10 protein-coding genes are annotated in these 16,590 nt (G+C 66.4%); 5 read left to right on the top strand and 5 right to left on the bottom strand.

Annotated elements, in window-relative coordinates:
* Window positions 1-5 precede the first annotated feature (5 nt).
* Together ABIC65_RS13245 and ABIC65_RS13240 are read left to right on the top strand one after the other, a co-directional pair.
* Window positions 6-1,133, top strand: a complete 1,128-nt coding sequence (locus ABIC65_RS13245; RefSeq protein WP_354309307.1) for a TIGR03032 family protein — start codon at window positions 6-8, stop codon at window positions 1,131-1,133.
* A gap of 237 nt (window positions 1,134-1,370) precedes the next feature.
* A complete protein-coding gene (locus tag ABIC65_RS13240) occupies window positions 1,371-2,510 on the top strand; it encodes a serine hydrolase domain-containing protein (RefSeq protein WP_354309306.1) in 1,140 nt (379 codons plus the stop codon).
* 199 nt (window positions 2,511-2,709) lie between these two features.
* On the opposite strand, the gene ABIC65_RS13235 is transcribed toward ABIC65_RS13240, so the two are convergent.
* Entirely contained in the window at window positions 2,710-3,816 is a 1,107-nt protein-coding gene (locus tag ABIC65_RS13235) for an LLM class flavin-dependent oxidoreductase (RefSeq protein ID WP_354309305.1), read from the bottom strand.
* 24 nt (window positions 3,817-3,840) lie between these two features.
* Between ABIC65_RS13235 and ABIC65_RS13230 the strand changes: the two genes are divergently transcribed.
* Window positions 3,841-4,944 carry a Gfo/Idh/MocA family protein gene (locus tag ABIC65_RS13230; RefSeq protein WP_354309304.1) on the top strand — a complete coding sequence of 368 codons (1,104 nt, stop codon included), beginning with the start codon at window positions 3,841-3,843 and terminating at the stop codon, window positions 4,942-4,944.
* Here the strand turns inward: ABIC65_RS13230 and ABIC65_RS13225 are convergent.
* The 4 genes from ABIC65_RS13225 to ABIC65_RS13210 form a co-directional block, all read right to left on the bottom strand.
* Window positions 4,926-6,152, bottom strand: a complete 1,227-nt coding sequence (locus tag ABIC65_RS13225; RefSeq protein WP_354309302.1) for an MFS transporter — start codon at window positions 6,150-6,152, stop codon at window positions 4,926-4,928. The genes ABIC65_RS13230 and ABIC65_RS13225 overlap by 19 nt on opposite strands.
* On the bottom strand, window positions 6,133-8,376 hold the full coding sequence (locus ABIC65_RS13220) for a TonB-dependent receptor (RefSeq protein ID WP_354309301.1): 2,244 nt from the start codon (window positions 8,374-8,376) through the stop codon (window positions 6,133-6,135). The genes ABIC65_RS13225 and ABIC65_RS13220 overlap by 20 nt, the downstream gene beginning before the upstream one ends.
* A gap of 338 nt (window positions 8,377-8,714) precedes the next feature.
* A complete protein-coding gene (locus tag ABIC65_RS13215; RefSeq protein WP_354309300.1) occupies window positions 8,715-9,893 on the bottom strand; it encodes a winged helix-turn-helix domain-containing protein in 1,179 nt (392 codons plus the stop codon).
* Window positions 9,894-10,008: 115 nt separating this feature from the next.
* Window positions 10,009-12,720 (bottom strand): TonB-dependent receptor, encoded by a 2,712-nt coding sequence (locus ABIC65_RS13210; RefSeq protein WP_354309298.1) that lies wholly within the window; start codon window positions 12,718-12,720, stop codon window positions 10,009-10,011.
* Between the two features lie 624 nt (window positions 12,721-13,344).
* Between ABIC65_RS13210 and ABIC65_RS13205 the strand changes: the two genes are divergently transcribed.
* Both ABIC65_RS13205 and ABIC65_RS13200 read left to right on the top strand, forming a co-directional pair.
* A complete protein-coding gene (locus tag ABIC65_RS13205) occupies window positions 13,345-15,477 on the top strand; it encodes a TonB-dependent receptor (RefSeq protein WP_354309296.1) in 2,133 nt (710 codons plus the stop codon).
* Window positions 15,477-16,577 (top strand): PepSY-associated TM helix domain-containing protein, encoded by a 1,101-nt coding sequence (locus tag ABIC65_RS13200; RefSeq protein ID WP_354309294.1) that lies wholly within the window; start codon window positions 15,477-15,479, stop codon window positions 16,575-16,577. The genes ABIC65_RS13205 and ABIC65_RS13200 overlap by 1 nt, the downstream gene beginning before the upstream one ends.
* Window positions 16,578-16,590 lie beyond the last annotated feature (13 nt).

Here is a 16,590-nt window from a genome sequence, read left to right as displayed (position 1 = left end):
GTAGAATGACCAACATCCCCAACGCCGAAGTCGCTGCTGAAGCTGCCGAACCCAAGCCGGGCCAGGCCTCGGCGCCAGGGGCCGAGGCGCCGAACCTCGCGCCCGGTGCGACCAACATCCAGGTCTCGCGCGGCTTCGGCGCGTGGCTGCGCAGCCAGCGCCTGAGCCTCGCCTTCACTTCCTACCAGACCGGCCAGCTCTTCCTGGTGGGCACGCATGCCGACGGCACCGTGTCGTTCAACCAGCAGAATTTCAGCCGGGCGATGGGCGTGTGCTGGCGGGCGGGGCGGTTGTATCTCGGCGCGCTGTTCCAGGTATGGCGGCTGGAAAACATGCTGCGGCCCGGCGAGCTGGGCAACAAGAAGTTCGACGCGGTGCTCGTCCCGCGCAATGCGCAGACCACCGGCGATGTCGATATCCACGAGGTGGGCGTCGACAAGGAGGGGCGGGTCGTCTTCGTCAACACCAAGTATAGCTGCCTCGCCACGCTGGACCTGACGCACAGCTTCAAGCCGGTGTGGAAGCCGCCGTTCATTTCGCGGCTGGCGCCCGAAGATCGCTGCCACCTCAACGGCATGGCGATGGCCGACGGCGAGGTGCGCTATGTGACCGCGGTCAGCCGGTCCGACGTGCTGACCGGATGGCGCGCCCGCCGGCACGAGGGCGGCGTACTGATCGACGTGCGGGACGATCGCATCGTCACCGATCAGCTATCCATGCCGCACTCGCCGCGCGTGGTGGGCGATGAGGTCTATGCGCTCGACAGCGGGCGCGGTCAGGTGATCCGCATCGATCCCGCCAGCGGCGCCAAGACCGACATCGCCTTCTGCCCCGGCTTCCTGCGTGGGCTGGCGATCCACAACGGCTTCGCGATCGCGACCGTTTCCAAGCCGCGCGACGGGACGTTCAAGGGGCTGTCCCTCGACGAGGAGCTGAAGCGCCGGGATGCGGAGGCATGGTGCGGCGTGCTCGTCGTCAACCTCGCCAATGGCGACATCGTCGAATGGATCCGCCTGGAGGGGCACATCACCGAACTGTTCGACGTGGCGGCGATGCCGGGGGTGCTGTGCCCGATGTCCGTCGGCCCGCTCACCGCGGAGATCCAGAACACGATCACCTTCGACGACATCTGATCGTAGGAAGATCGCCCGCGGCAAGCCTCACAAACGGAAGCACCCGTATCGCTGCGGCGGAAACAAATCCCCAACTTTCGATTAGCGCGTGCAGCGCCTAGTCAAACTTGCATTGAATGCATAGCATGCGCCTGTTCTGTAAGTAGTAAAGCATGAGGGATCTACCAGTATTCGCGCACCGGTTAGAGGTGCGTGGAACTGGCGGGGAAAGGGGGAGTGATGCGCAGGCTACGGTGCATGGCAATTCTCGGGCTTATCCCGCTGCTTGGCTGCGAGGCGGCAAGTGCCCGCCCTGTGGCGTCTTCCCAAATCGATGCGGCCGTTCAGGCCGCCATGGAGAAGACGGGGGCAAAGGGCGTAGCCGTCGCGTTCATCGAGGGCGGCAAAACTGTGTATGTTCGGGCATATGGTGTCCGCAACGCCAAGGAGGACCCGCTTACGCCGGACACGATCATGTACGGCGCCTCCTTGACCAAGGCGGTATTCGGCTACTTCGTCACGCAATTGGCAGCCGAGAAGAAGCTGGATCTTGATCGGCCGATCGCCGCCATGCTGCCGCGGCCGATCCCTTCATACGGTAATATCGACGCATATGGGGCATGGGGGGACCTGGCGGGGGACGACCGATGGAAGCGGGTTACCCCGCGCCATGTTCTCAATCACGCCACCGGCTTTGCCAACTACGCGTCGCTCGAACCGGACGGAAAGCTCCGTTTCCACTTCGATCCGGGCAGCCGCTATTCCTACTCGGGCGAAGGCATCTCTCTGTTGCAGTTCGGGATCGAGAAGGGCCTGGGCCTGAGCGTGGAAGACGAGCTGCAACGCCGTTTCTTCCGCCCGCTCGGGATGCGGCGGACCTCGCTGGTCTGGCAGGAAAGTTTCGGCACCAACCTGGCCGATGGCTGGGACGAAAGCGGCAAGAGCGAGCGTCACGATGACCGCAGCCGCGTGCGCGCGGCCGGATCGATGGACACGACGATCACCGATCTTGCCACGATGGTCGCCGCCATGGTGCGGGGCTATGGATTGCCCAGAGCGTGGCGAGCGGAATTCGCGCGCGGTACGCAGGCCATCACCGGAAAGACGCAGTTTCCTACGCTGCAGGGGGACGCGCCACCCGCCGAACGGACGCGCGCCAAGGCTGCGCTGGGCGTCATCGCCTTCTCCGGACCCCAGGGCCCCGGTTGGCTCAAGGGCGGACACAATGACGTCACGGCGAACACCCTGGTCTGCCTCGAGCGCGGCCGTCGATGCGTGCTGATCCTCGGGAACGACGTCCGGATCGAGCGCGCATTTCCGGCATTGGTGCGCGCGGCGCTAGGGGTAACCGGGGTTCCGTACCGCTGGGAATATGGGTTCGACGCCGCCGACGATTGAGCACCTCGACATCGAGCCAGGATCGATATGCGCAGGCGAGCGACGTTCCGTCTGCGAACCTTGGGGCCTTGCCGCGCCCCATGCCCGGCAAACGCGGGTGGGTGAGTGATCGTCGCGTCCCCGGACTATCTGGCCAACGCGGATGCGTTAGGAGCGGCGCGACGGATTGTCGGGGATGTGATCGCCAACTTGGCTGCGCTCATTCAAGCTGCGCATGCTCCAGCCTGGGCAGCACATGCCGCGCGAACAGGTCCGCCTCGGCAGCGTGGGGGTAACCGGAGAGGATGAACGCCTCGATCCCCAGCGCGCGATAGGCATTGAGCTTGGCGAGCACCTGGTCCGGATCGCCGACGATTGCTGCGCCGCAACCGGAGCGCGCGCGGCCGATTCCGGTCCAGAGATTGTCCTCGACATAGCCGTCGCCGGCCGAGGCTTCGCGCAATTCGGCCTGGCGGCGGACGCCGGCAGACTGGGCATCGAGCGAGCGGGCGCGGATCGCTTCGCCTTGCGCCGCGTCGAGATGGGAGAGCAGCCGGTCGGCGGCGGTGCGGGCCTCGGCTTCGGTCTCGCGCACCACGACATGGACGCGGTAGCCGAAGCGCAGCGTGCGGCCGCGTTTCGCGGCGCGGGCGCGCAGATCATCCAGCGTGGCCGCGACGGCCTCCATCCGGTCCGGCCACATCAGGTAGACGTCGGCGCCTTCGGCGGCCGCTTCGCGCGCGTCCTCGGACAGGCCGCCGAAATACAACTGCGGTGCGCGGCCCGAGACGGTGGTGATCCGCGGCGGCTCGACCTTGAGCTGCCAGAACTCGCCCTGGTGATCGAGCGCCTCGCCGTTCAGCAGCGTCTTCAGGATGTGCATCGCCTCGATCGTGCGGCGGTAGCGCGGGGCCGAGGCCAGCGTCTCGCCCGGCAGGTCGGAGGAAATGATGTTGACCGCCAGGCGCCCGCCGAGGATCCGGTCGATCGTCGCGATCTGGCGGGCGAGCTGGGGCGGCCAGCTCTCGCCGACGCGCACCGCCATCAGCAGCCGGATGCGGCGGACCAGCGTCGCGATCGCCGCGGCGAAGGCGGTGGTGTCGATGCCCAGCGCATAGCCCGAGGGCAGCAGGATATTGTCGAACCCGGCGCTCTCCGCCGCCAGCACGATGTCGCGGCAATGCTCCCAGCTGGAGAGCAGGCGCGGGTCCGGCTGGCCGAGAAACTCGTAATCATCATCGCACAGGGCGGAAAACCAGCTCACTTCGCAGGGGGGAAGTTGTTCTTGCTTGCCCGAAGCGTCGGTCTGGGGATGGAGGGTGGTCATGTATCAAAGCCTCTGGAGAAGATGATGGCGTCGCGAATTCGGTACGGTCTGGTCGGGTGCGGGATGATGGGCGTGGAGCATATCCGCAATCTCGCGATCACGCCCGGCGCGGAGCTGGTGGCGATCGCCGATCCGGTCGAGGCCTCGCTCGGCTGGGCGCGCGAGGCGCTGGGCGGCAAGGCGCAGGACGTGGCCGCCTATCGCGATGCCAAGGCGCTGGCGAAGCATGAGGGGCTGGACGCGGTGATCGTGGCCAGCCCGAACTTCACCCACCGTGATACCGTGGCGCCGCTGTTCGACGCGGGGCTCCACATCCTGTGCGAGAAGCCGCTGGCGACGACGATCGAGGACGCGCGCTGGATCGCCGAGCGTGCCGCGCGCCACGGCGCTGTGTTCTGGACGGCGATGGAATATCGCTACATGCCGCCCGTCGCCGCGCTGATCGCGGGCGTGCACGGCGGCGAGATCGGCCGGCTGCGCATGCTGGCGATGCGCGAGCACCGCTTTCCCTTCCTGGTGAAGGTCGGCGACTGGAACCGCTTCGCCCGCAATACCGGCGGCACGATGGTGGAGAAATGCTGCCATTTCTTCGACCTGATGCGTTTCATCGTGCGCAGCGAGCCGGTGCGGGTCTATTGCTCGGGCGCACAGGACGTGAACCATCTGCACGAGCGTTATGACGGGAAGACCCCCGACATCGTCGACAACAGCTTCACCACGGTCGATTTCGCCGACGGCACCCGCGCGCTGCTCGACCTGTGCATGTTCGCCGACGGCGCCGAAGAGCAGGAGGAGATCGTCGCGACCGGCGACATCGCCCAGCTCGACGTGAGCATCCCGGGCAGCGTGCTCACCCGCTCGCCGCGCACCGGTTTCGGCAATCCCAAGGCGCCGGAGAAGCGCCACATCGACGTGGACGCGGCGGCGCTGGCAGCGGGCTCGCACCATGGCTCGACCTTCTACCAGCATCAGGCCTTCGCCCGTGCGGTGCGGGGCGAGGGGCCGGTAGAAGTGACCGCCGAGGACGGGCTGAAGGCCGTCGCCATCGGCATGGCGGCGGAGATCAGTCTGCGCGAGCACCGGGTGGTCAACATGGCCGAGCTGCTGGGTCAGCCCGCGTCCGCATAGGCGGTGCGCGGCAGGATCCAGCGCACCAGCAGCGCGCCGGCGAGGTAGGAAAAGGCCGCGATCCAGAACATCGGGGCATAGCCATGGCCATTGTCGAGCGACCAGCCGGCGAGCTCGAGAATGGCCATGCCGGCTAGGTTGCCGGCAAAGGCGCCGATGCCGATCACCGATCCGACGCGGTTCGCCGGGATGATGTCGGTCGCGAGGCCGAACACGTTGGTGGAGAATCCCTGGTGGGCGAACAGCGCGAGGCCGAGCAATAGGGCGGCCACCCAGGGATTGCTCGCCACCAGCACCAGCGGGATCGGCAGCACGAGCAGCGCATAGCCGAGCAGCGTCGCATGCCGCACCTTCTCGGGCGGCCAACCGCGTGCGAGCAGCCAGCCCGGCACCCAGCCGCCGCTGATCGCACCCAGCGCGGCAAGGCTGTAGGCCAGCGCTACCGGCAGCCCCAGCGCGCCCTGTTCCAGCCCGAACTGGCGGTGGAACAGGTCGGGCGTCCAGAACAGCAGGAACCACCAGACCTGGTCGCTCAGCACCTTGGCGACGGCGATGGCGAGCGTCCGCCGATCGCGCAGCAGGTGGAGCCAGGGCACGTCGGAGCGCGGTCCGCGCACGCCGGCGGCGGCGGGCACGTAGCGCAGCCACACCGCGACCCAGACCAGACCCAGCCCGCCGGCGATCAGGAAGCTCCCCTTCCAGCCGACCGCAAGCGCCAGCGCCGGGATCAGCAGCGGCGTGAGGATCGCGCCGAAATTGGGCGCGGTGTTGCCGATGCCGAGCGCGCGGGAGCGCTCGGACGGCGGGAAGAAGGTGGCGGCGGACTTCACTGCCGCTGGGGTGCCGATCGACTCCGCTGCGCCCAGCACGGCGCGCGCCGCGACGAACTGCGTGACCGTGGTGGCGAAGGCATGCGCCATGCCCGCGAGGCTCCACAGCGCCACGCCCAGCGCGAAGCCGCGCCGCAGCCCCACCCGGTCGAGAAACCAGCCGGTGCCGAGAAAGGCCAGTGCCGCGGCGAACTGAAAGGCCGAGGCCATGTGCGCATAGTCGCGGTCGGACCAGTGGAATTCGCCCTGCAGCATCGGCTTGAGCAGCGCGAGGATCTGCCGGTCGACATAGTTCAGCATCACCGCGCCGAACACGAGCGCGAGGATCGCCCAGCGACCCTGTGCCCCGGCGGTGGTGTCAGTAGCGGATGCGCGCATTCAGGCCGACATAGCGATCATTGTCCCGCGGCACGTAACGGACGACGCCCGCCGTGGTGCCATAGACCAGATAGTTCGAATAGTGCTGGTCGAGGATGTTCTTCACCAGCGCACGCAGCTCCCAGCGCTCGCCGCCGATCAGCGCGATGCTGGCGTTCCAGATGCCATAGGCAGGCTGGATCGTGTCCGGGTTCTGGGTGATCGCGTACTGCGTCTTGCTCTTGTAGCTCGCGTCGGTCTGCAACTCGATCGCGAGGCCGTCGGTGATCGGCAGCTTCCACGCCGCGCCGCCGCTCAGCTTCCAGTCGGGCGCGAAGGGGAGGGCGCCGCCGTCGATCGAGGTGCAGCTGGTTGCGGCCGGGCAGTTGAAGTGGCGGATGCGCGCATCGGTGCGTGCCACCGCGAAGTTGAGCGTCAGCCGGTCGGTGGGGCGGGCGTTCAGGTCCGCCTCGACGCCCTTGGTCCGAACCCTGCCCGCGTTGATCAGCCGGGTGACGATCGCGCCGAGATAGGTGTCGGTGTAATTTGCCTGGAAGCCGTCGTAATCGGTGAGATAGGCCGCGATCCCGCCGCTCACCCGCCCGTCGAACAGGCTGCCCTTCAGGCCGACCTCGTAGCTGGTCGAGGTCTCGGGCGCGAGCGGCTGGGTATCGAACGCTTGCATGTTGAAGAAGACGTTGTAGGCCGGGCCCTTATAGCCGCGCGAGAAGGTGAAGTAGGTGTTGGCGTTGGGCGCCAGCTTGTACTGCACGCCGGCGCGCGCGCTGTAGTCCACCCGGTCGGTCTTGCCACTGCTGGCGAAGCTGGGGCGGATGCCCGACACGCCGGTCGCGGTGTCCGAGACGCGCTGGTGGAAATAGCTGAGCGAATCGTGGATCAGCCGCCCGCCCGCGATGAAGGTCAGCGCATCGGTGGCGTGGAGGTTGGCCTCGCCGAACAGCGCGTGGTTCTGCGCGCGGATGCCGTAGTTCGCCACGCCGTTGTTGGTCACCGGCGCACCGCCGATCAGCTGGGTGACGCTGCGCTGGTAGCGCTCGTCGGTATCGGCCGAGAGCAGATAGGCGCCGACGACATAGTCGATCAGCCCGCCCTGCGGGGAGGCGAGACGGATTTCCTGCGAGAACTGGTCGAAATCGACCGTGCCGTCGTCGCGGCCCTGCGGGAAGCCAGCGGCGAGGATCGCGCGCGCATCCCAGTCGGGCGTCTGGTGGTTCTTCCACTCGCGATAGGCGGTGATCGAGGTCAGCGTGTAGCCGCCGCCCAGCCGCCAATCGAGCGTGATCGATCCGCCATAGTTGCGGTCGCGCACCTCGGCGTCGAAATTGGTGTTGATCCGGGTGTTGTTGGCCGAGGGCGTGATGCCTTCCTGGGTCAGCAGCCCGGCAAGCGTCGGGTTCGGCGTCACCACGCCGGTCGGATAGGCGACGCGAGAGGAGCTGACATAGACGCCCTGCGGGGTATCGTCGCGATTGTAGAGATAGTCGCCTGCGAAGGTGATCGTGACGTCGTCATTGGGCTTGGCGACGATCTTGCCGCGGACGCCCCAGCGGTCATAGCCGTTCACCCAGCTCCGCGTGCCGCCATTGTCCACATTGCCGCGATAGGCGGCGTAGAGCCCGCTCAGCGTATAGCCGATATTGCTGGTGATCGGACCCGAGACGGTGCCCTTGATGCGGCCCTCGCCGCCTTCGTAATAGCCGCCTTCGAGCGACCCGGTCTGCGTCTTGGTCGGGGACTTGGTGACGAGATTGATCACGCCCGCCGAGGCATTCTTGCCGAACAGCGTGCCCTGGGGCCCGCGCAGCACTTCCAGATGGTCGAGATCGAGCAGGTCGAGCGTCGCCTGGCCCGGGCGCACCAGCACCACCCCGTCGATCACCGTCGAGACCGAGCTCTCGACGCCCGGCGACGTCGTGATGGTACCGACCCCGCGGATGAACACGGTGCGGTCCTTGTTCGACTGGCCGGTGCGGAAGTCCACCGTCGGGATGACGGTCGAGAGGTCCTGGAGCGTATTGAGGTTGCGCGAGGCGGCGACGTCGCCGTTCACCACCGAGACGGCGATCGGCACGTCCTGCAGATTCTCGTTGCGGAAGCGGGCGGTGACGACGATGTCGCCCGAGCCCTCCTTCGCAGGCACCTCGCTTTCCTGCGCCTGGGCGAGCGCAGGCTGCGCCACCCCCGCCAGCAAGCCTGCAACCACCCAACCGTACATGCGCCCCATCCGATCCTCCTTATGTGTCGCCGAGGGTCGTAATTCCCAGCCATGGACTAGGAAAATGAGCTTTTGCTTGGGCCCGGCAAAGCAGGCCTTCGCGGGCTTGCTAAAACCTTTTCATACAAGGCGTTGCGGCTGTGGGTGGTGAAGCCTCGATGCGTAGCGACGAAAGGCTTCTCCTGATCAGGAGGCGGCCGAAGGCTGCGGTTCTCGCCAACAAGCGTGGCGCGATGCCCGTCCCGATATCGACGGCACCGGGTTCGGCCGGACCACCGGGAACCGATCATGGTGCAAAGCAACGCTTCGTGCCGCTCCGGTCCCTCGGCCGTGGCATGCGCAGCGGCCTAGGCGGACATGACGATTTGCCCCACATCGACGCCTTCGAGACCGAGCCACTTTGCCATCCGCTCCAGTTCGAGGGTTAGCCGCTCGCAGGTATCTGTCGGCGCGTTCTGCTCGAGCGTGACCCTGTGTGCCCGCAAGACGCCAGCCTGGCGATCGGCCTTGAGGTCGACGCGGGCGACCAGCGCCTCATCGAGCAGGAATGGCAGCACGTAATAGCCATGGGTGCGAAGCGGCTGCGGAACGTAGATCTCGATCCGATATCGGAAGCCGAACAGCCGCTCGGTGCGACCACGCTCCCAGACGAGCGGGTCGAAAGGCGCGAGCAGCGCGGCACCGCGGATTCGGCGTGCTTGCACAGCGTCGCGGTGCAGCCAGGCCTTTTGACTCCACCCCTCGACCTTCACCGACTTCAGGACGCCTTCTTCGACCAAGCTTGCTATCGCTGGATCGCTCTCGGCGGGCTTCAACCGGAAGTAGTCGCGAAGGTCGGCGGCCGTGGCGACGCCGAGTGCGCGCGCGCTTCGCTCGATTAGCATGCGTTGCGCGTCCGTCTCGCTCGGGCTGGGGAGCGCGAGGACATCGGCGGGGATGACCCGGTTGGTCAGATCGTACAGTCGTGCGAAGCTGCCGCGCCGCGTAGCGGTGGTGATCCGTCCCGCCCAGAAGAGATACTCCAGCGCGTGCTTGGTATGGCTCCACTCCCACCAGCCGCTCCGGCTCGAGCCGTTCTCGAAGTCGGCCGCGGCGAGCGGCCCGTCCGTAACGATCCGCGCGAGCACTGCATCGGCCTCGGCGCGCCGCTCGGTTGCGAAGCGTCGGAGTGCGACGTACCCGGTCTCGCCGCGCTCGGCTTTCGCCATCCGCCACCGCAGCAGCGGGTGCAGGCTCATCGGAAGCAGCGAGGCTTCATGGGCCCAATATTCGAAGAGGCGCCGGGCCGACTTGGGGCCCCAGGCATCGCGCTCAAGCAACGCGCGATCGTACGTGCCGAGCCTTGAGAAGGCCGGCAGATAGTGCGCGCGCGTCAGCACGTTGACGCTGTCGATCTGGAACAGGCCGAGGCGGTCCACCGTCCGTCGCAGCTGCGCCGCGCCTACCCGCGTGGGATGTCGTGCTCCAAAGCCCTGCGCGGCCAGCGCAATCCGGCGTGCATCGGCGAGGGAAAGGCTGGTCGTCATGCTTTGCTGATTGGATGGTGCGAGCGGGAGGTCAAGCAGCGTGGAAGACCGGTAACGCTGCTTGCCGATAGGCGGTCATGGGCGGCGGCGCCGGGGGGGCACCGCCGCCGCAGCCTCAGAGCTTTATCCGCACGCCGAAATTGTAGCGTGCGCCGGTCTCCTGCTGGAGCAGATACCGCTCCTCGATGGCCGACCATTCGTCGATGTACTGGTTCGTCACGTTCACGCCCTGGAGATAGACCTGGAAGTTGGGCGTGAGATCGTAGGACAGGTTGAAGTCGAGCTGTCCGTACGCCGAGCGATTGCGCGGTCGCGATTGGCTGTCGCGGCAGTTGCGGAGATAGTCCGAGCGCCAGTTGTACGATACGCGGGCCGAAATGCCGTATTTCTCGTAGAACACGCTGCCGTTGGCCGAGTGCGGCGACAGACCGTTATAGCCGCAGGAGAAATCGCTCAGCGTCTGATCGCGCGTGGCGCTGCTGGCGACATAGGTGTAGTTGCCGGTCACCCCGAACCCGCCGACGAAGCCGCCCAGCGCATCGAGCGAATATTGCGCGCCTACCTCGATGCCCTTGATCGTCCCGGTCTGGCCGTTGCGCGTGCGCGTGTCCTGATAGATGCGGCCGAAGCGCTCGACGGGCAGCGTCTGCAGCTCGAGGAAGTCGGACAGGTCCTTATAGAAGCCGCCCACGCTGATGTAGCTGACGCGCGACAGATACCATTCGAGCGACAGGTCATAATTGGTAGAGCGGAACGGCAACAGGCTGGGATTTCCGCCCGACGACAGCGGCACTGCGATGCGGCCGCCATAGTCGTTGTTGACGCCCAGATCGGTCAGCGTCGGCCGCGTGATCGTCTGCGAGAAGGCGGCGCGGGCGATCAGCTTGTCGGTCAGGCTGTACTTGATGTTGGCGGAGGGGAGGGCGTTGACATAGCTGCTGCGCACCGCGATCGCGGTGGCGGCGCCATAGGTATATTGCAGCGTGTCGTCGCCGGGGGTGTTGTTGATGCTCGTTACCGGCGTGTCGAAGCCCGAGGACAGCACCTGAGTGCGGATCACGCGGACACCGGCATTGCCGGTCCAGCGATCGTTGCCGAACTGCATGCTGATATAGCCCGCGGTGAGCCGCTCGCGCACGTTGACGGTGCCGCGCAGCTGCTCGCGCACGCCGAAGGGGCCGCCGTCGAGCGCCTGCACCTGTGCCGCGAACGCCGCCTGCTGCTGCGGGGTGCGCCCGTTGGAGGGAATGGCGAGCGTGGCGGGATTGTTCAGATAGGCCAGGAAGGCCTGCGGATCGACTTCGAACACCGAGGGCGGGATATTCTGCCCGCCGCCGAGCAGATCGCCCCATTGATAGGGCTTCAGCAAGCCCTGCGCGATCGGCACCTGATATCCGCAATAGGTGCAGCTCGTATCGCTGTTGTTGAACGAGCGATTGATCTTGCGCCGTTCGGTATAGGACAGGCCGACCATGACGTTGCGCAGGATCGAGCCGTCGACATCCCACTTCGTGTCGAAATGATATTCGGAGCCGCGATCGCGCGAGCGGTTGGCGTCGATCCCCATGTAATGCAGGCGCATCAGGTCCGCGTTGTTGATGATGTTGTTGTCGTACGAGATCGACGGAATGCCGTTGCCGCCGTCCAGCTTGAACTGGTAATTGTACGGCAGCAGCGCGCCATAGACGAGGTAGGCGTTGGGCGAACGCCGGTTGGCACCGGTGGTGGAGGCGTCGAAGCGCAACTCGATGTTCTCCGCCGGATTCCACTTGAGGTTGGCGCCGATCTGATAGCTGTCCGACTTGCGGTTGGTCGTGTTGTAGACGTGGTCGACCTTGGCATTGACGCCGTTGTTCGTCAGATCGGGGTTGGCTGCCAGGAACTGCGGGTTCTGCGCGATGAAGTCGCGCCCGAGCATGGTCAGGCCGGTGGCGGTGTTGGTGCCGTCGAAGGTCGGCTGGAAATACGGCGCCGCCATGAAGTTGTCGAGGCGGCGCGTCACGCCGGAGATATTGAAGCGCGAATAGATGCCGTCGACGGTGATCTCGAGATTGTCGCTGGGCTTTAGCTGGATCGCGCCCGAGACGTTGATCCGCTCGCGTTCCTCCTGCGCGCGCTGATAATAGAGGCTCTGCGGCAGGTTGGCATTGCCGGTCACCGGGTAGCGCGGGTCGGTGCCGGTGATCAGCGTCGGCACGCCGCCGATCGACTGGACGATGTTCGGTCGGCCATTGATCCAGCCGTCGATCGCGATCGTGTCCGTCTGGCTCTTGCGCTTGGTGTACGAGCCCGCGAGCAGCACGCCGAAGGTCTTGTCCGGGTTGGCATAGGAGACGGTGGCCGCGAGATCGGGCGACACGCTCTTGCGCGAACGATCATAGATGCCGCCGATCTGCGCTGCGGCCTGGAGGCCGCCGGGGCCCTTGAGCGGACGCGCGGTCACGATGTTGACCGTCGCGCCGATCCCGCCTTCCTGCAGCTCGGGGACGCTCGACTTGAAGACGTCGGTCCGCTGGATCATGTTGGACGAGAGCACGTCGAAGGAGAACTCGCGTCCGGCATTGTCGGTCGCCATGACGCGACCATTGACCAGCACGGTGTTGAACTCCGGCCCGAGGCCGCGGACCGTGATGAACTGGCCTTCGCCACCCGAACGGTCGATGGCCACACCGGTGATGCGCTGGAGCGATTCGGCGATATTCGCGTCGGGAAACTTGCCGACATCCACCGCACTGATGGAGTCGACGATCTGGTTGGCCTCGCGCTTCACCTGCGCCGAGGAGCTCAGGCTGGCGCGAATGCCGGTGACGACGATCTCATCTTGCACCGCGGTGCCATTCGGAGAGACGGCGGTATCCTGCCCCACCGCCGCCGCTGGGGGCGTCTGGTCCTGTGTTGAAGGCGCGAGATCAGGGGCTGATCCTGTCTGTGCAATCGCAGGGGCACCCCCCAAGATGCTGCCGAGCAGCAGGCAAAGTTTGAGCGACGTGGACATGACGCGTTCCTCTCCCATTGAAACAGTTCCGCTCGCTGGCGGAGATTATTTTGGTTTTTCAACGTATGAGAAAAACAAATTAAGATATCAAGGCGAGAATGTAACCGGTTAACTTGTGACCGCTAACATGCGGTTGCGGGCCGACCAAAGTCTGCCGTTCTGTACGTGGGTGCTTCTATATGTGGGCTCGGCGTGTGATTCCGTGCTGTGGTGGTGCGATTGACCAGCATGCAGCGCGGGATTCGCTACCGGCGAGATTCTACGCGGCAGTGCCCGAACGACGGAGGCACTGCGTCGGGCTAATAGACGACGATCGGACAAACGCCTCTGCGCTAACGTGCCGCTGATCGAACACAGCGGCGGCGCAGCCTAAGCCTCCGCTTTTCCAGATTTGCTAATGCGAGGCTGTTGCAAATCGCGCAGTTCTTTTCTATCGCCCCCCGAAAGGGGAAGACGATGAAGTTCGCCATCGGCGTTATCGCCGCAGCTACCATCTGGACGGGAAGTGCCAAGGCGCAGGACGGCCGCGCCGGCGCGGACGCGCTCGAGACCGCGCGCGAGGATATCGTGGTGACCGCCGCACGCACCAACTTGCCGGCCAGCGCACTACCGCTGACGGTCGACGTGATCGATCGCGAGACGCTGTCGCGTCAGGTCGCGGTCTCCGGTTCCACCGTCGATGCGGTGTCCGCGCTGCTCCCGTCCTTCTCGCCGACGCGCGAGAAGATCACCGGCTTCGGCGAGACGCTGCGCGGCCGGTCGCCGCTCTACGCGATCAACGGCATCCCCCAGACGACGCCGATCCGCGACGGCGCGCGCGACGGCTATACCATCGACCCCTTCTTCATCGATCGGGTCGAAGTGATCTACGGCTCCAACGCGCTGCAGGGCATCGGGGCGACGGGCGGGGTGGTCAACCAGGTCACCGTCGGTGCGCCCAAGCAAAATGGCTGGAGCGGGCGGACCCTGCTCCAAGGGAATAGCGGCGATGATTTCTCCGGCGACTCCCTGGGCGGCAAGGTTGCCGGTCTGGTCAGCGTCCGCAGCGGCCGGTTCGATGCCACCGCGGGCGCGGCCTTCGAACGGCGCGGCGTGTTCCTCGACGGGCGCGGGCGCCGCATCGGGCTCGACGGCAACCAGAGCGAGATCCAGGATACGGACAGCCTTTCCTTCTTCGGCCGGGCAGGCTTCGACCTCTCCGATACCGCCCGTATCGAGGTGATCGCCAATCGCTTCCGGCTGGAGGGCAACAACCATTACCTGCCCGTCGACGGCAACCGGGCGCTGGGCATTCCCGCCACAAGCCGGCGGGGGCAGACGCCGGGGCAGCCCTCGACCGGCCTGGCCGAGATGGTGTCGGCCTCGCTCACCGACGGCGATCTGGCGGGCGGGGCGTTCACGCTGCAGGGCTTCTACAACCGCACCAGCGATACCTTTGCCGGCGGCATCCTGGCGACGTTCCAGGACGCGCGGATCGCGCCGGTGGGCACGCTGTTCGACCAGTCGCGCAACGTATCGCGCAAGATCGGCGGCAAGGTCAGCTACGAGCGCGCCGTGCCGGGGTTCGAGGCGCTGACGCTGACCGCAGGGTTCGATGCGCTGATCGATCGCACCAAGCAGGATCTCGTCCAGACCGGCCGCGCCTGGGTGCCGCAGACCGACTTCCGCAGCCTCGCGCCGTTCGGGCAGGCCAATCTGAAGCTGTTCGACGGCATCGTGCGGCTGGCCGGGGGCGTGCGCTACGAGAACGTCCAGCTCGACATTCCCGATTATACCACGCTCGCCAGCGCGGGTGCGCGGGCGGTCACCGGCGGCAAGCCGTCGTTCGAGCGCGCCTTGTGGAACGGCGGCGTGGTGGTGGAGCCGATCAAGGGCATCCGCGCCTATGGCAGCTATGCGGAAGGCTATACGATCGCCGATATCGGGCGCGTCCTGCGCGGCATCACCCAGCCCAATATCCGCATCGCCGACTTCCTCGACCTGACGCCCGTCGTGTCGAACAACCGCGAGCTCGGCGTCGAGGTGAACCAGGGGCCGCTGGAGGCGAGCGCCACCTATTACTGGTCCTCGAGCGACCTGGGCCAGGTGCTGGTGCGCGCCAGCGACGGCATATTCAACGTGATGCGCCAGCCGATCGACATCGAGGGGCTGGAAGTGAACCTCAACGTCCGCACCCCGCTGCCGGGGCTGACGCTCGGGACCGGCTTGGCCCATGTCAGCGGGCGCACGGATACCAATGGCGACGGCAGGATGGACGCCGATCTCGACGGCGCCAACATCTCGCCCGACCGGCTCAACCTCAGCATCGACTATGCCCGCGGACGCTTCAGCGCGCGCGTGCAGGGCCGCTATTATCTGTCGCGCCGGTTCCAGGGGCAGCCGATCGCCAATGATTTCGTCGGGTACCGGCTGTTCGACGCCTATGTCGCCTATGACCTGCCGATCGGCCGCATGATGCTGAGCGTCCAGAACCTCGGCAACACCGACTATGTCACCTATTACAGCGACACGCAGGGACCGACCGACAATGCCCGCTTCTATACGGGGCGCGGCCGCAACTTCACGCTGAGCTGGCAGGCCGGGTTCTGATGCACGTTCTGGCCCTGCTGCATCGCTGGATCGGTGCGATCGGCGGCCTGTTGCTCGCGGTGCTGGGGCTGACGGGAACGCTGCTCGTGTGGCGGGACGAGCTCACCTTCGTGGCGCATGCCGGGGATCCGGTGCGTGCCGATCCGGCCGCGTTGGCCAGGGTCGTACGCCTGATATCCGACGGGGCGCGCCCGATCGACCGCATCACCTTTGCGGGCGACGGTCTCGGGGTCCACCAGGTGCTGTTCAGGGACGGCGGCGGCGCCTATCTCAGCCAGGCCGGCGAGACGGTCGCCCGCTGGTCGGCGTCGTGGCAGCGGCCCGAGCTCTGGCTGTTCGATCTCCACCATCGCCTGCTGATCGGCGACACGGGGGAGACGATCACCGGCGTCGCCGGTCTCGTCGGGCTGTTCTTCGTCGTCACCGGGGTCCTGCTGTGGTGGCGGACGCGGCGGCGCTTTCGCCTGCGGCTATGGCCCGCGACGATGAAGTCCGGCGCGATCGTCCACCATCACCGCGACTTGGGCGTGGTCGCCGCGCCCTTGCTGCTCGTCTCGCTCGTGACGGGGGTGCTGATGGTCTTTCCGGCCCTGGGCGGCAGCCTGATCGCCGAAGCCCGTTCGCGCCCGCCGAAGGTGGAGGAGCACCGCGCGGCGTCGGCTGCCCGAGATCTGGCGCCGCTCTTCCAGGCCGCAGCGGCGACCTTCCCCGGCGCCGAGTTCCGCCGCCTGCAATGGCCGCGCAAGGCCGGGTCGCCCATCGTCCTCCGGCTGCGGCAGCCGTTCGAGTGGACGCCGAACGGCCGCACCTTCGTCTATGCCGATCCTGCCACGCTGGCGATCGTCGGCCGTGCCGATCCCGTCGAGGGCGGCAGTGCGGCTTCGATCCGCGAGAAGCTCTATCCGATCCACGCTGCCAAGACTGGTGGTGTGCTCTGGAAGCTGGCCATGAGCATGTCCGGCGTCGCTCTGGCGCTGCTCGGGAGCTTGGCAGTGTATGCATTCTGGCGAACCCAGTGGAATATACTTGGCGCCAAACGCAGGAAGTCTAAGGATCGATCTCAGTTAAAAATGCAGGACCTTGCTTCGACCAAGCGGTGAGCGTGGGCTGGAA

Source organism: Sphingomonas trueperi (assembly GCF_040545665.1).
Lineage (GTDB): Bacteria > Pseudomonadota > Alphaproteobacteria > Sphingomonadales > Sphingomonadaceae > Sphingomonas > Sphingomonas trueperi_B.
This window is presented reverse-complemented; position numbering and strand designations above follow the sequence as displayed.

Excerpts from the sequence above, each read along its gene's own strand:
- ABIC65_RS13235 (WP_354309305.1), bottom strand. The coding sequence starts at position 3,816 with ATGACCACCCTCCATCCCCAGACCGACGCTTCGGGCAAGCAAGAACAA.
- ABIC65_RS13200 (WP_354309294.1), top strand. The coding sequence starts at position 15,477 with ATGCACGTTCTGGCCCTGCTGCATCGCTGGATCGGTGCGATCGGCGGC.
- ABIC65_RS13205 (WP_354309296.1), top strand. The coding sequence starts at position 13,345 with ATGAAGTTCGCCATCGGCGTTATCGCCGCAGCTACCATCTGGACGGGA.
- ABIC65_RS13230 (WP_354309304.1), top strand. The coding sequence starts at position 3,841 with ATGGCGTCGCGAATTCGGTACGGTCTGGTCGGGTGCGGGATGATGGGC.
- ABIC65_RS13220 (WP_354309301.1), bottom strand. The coding sequence starts at position 8,376 with ATGGGGCGCATGTACGGTTGGGTGGTTGCAGGCTTGCTGGCGGGGGTG.
- ABIC65_RS13225 (WP_354309302.1), bottom strand. The coding sequence starts at position 6,152 with ATGCGCGCATCCGCTACTGACACCACCGCCGGGGCACAGGGTCGCTGG.
- ABIC65_RS13245 (WP_354309307.1), top strand. The coding sequence starts at position 6 with ATGACCAACATCCCCAACGCCGAAGTCGCTGCTGAAGCTGCCGAACCC.
- ABIC65_RS13215 (WP_354309300.1), bottom strand. The coding sequence starts at position 9,893 with ATGACGACCAGCCTTTCCCTCGCCGATGCACGCCGGATTGCGCTGGCC.
- ABIC65_RS13240 (WP_354309306.1), top strand. The coding sequence starts at position 1,371 with ATGGCAATTCTCGGGCTTATCCCGCTGCTTGGCTGCGAGGCGGCAAGT.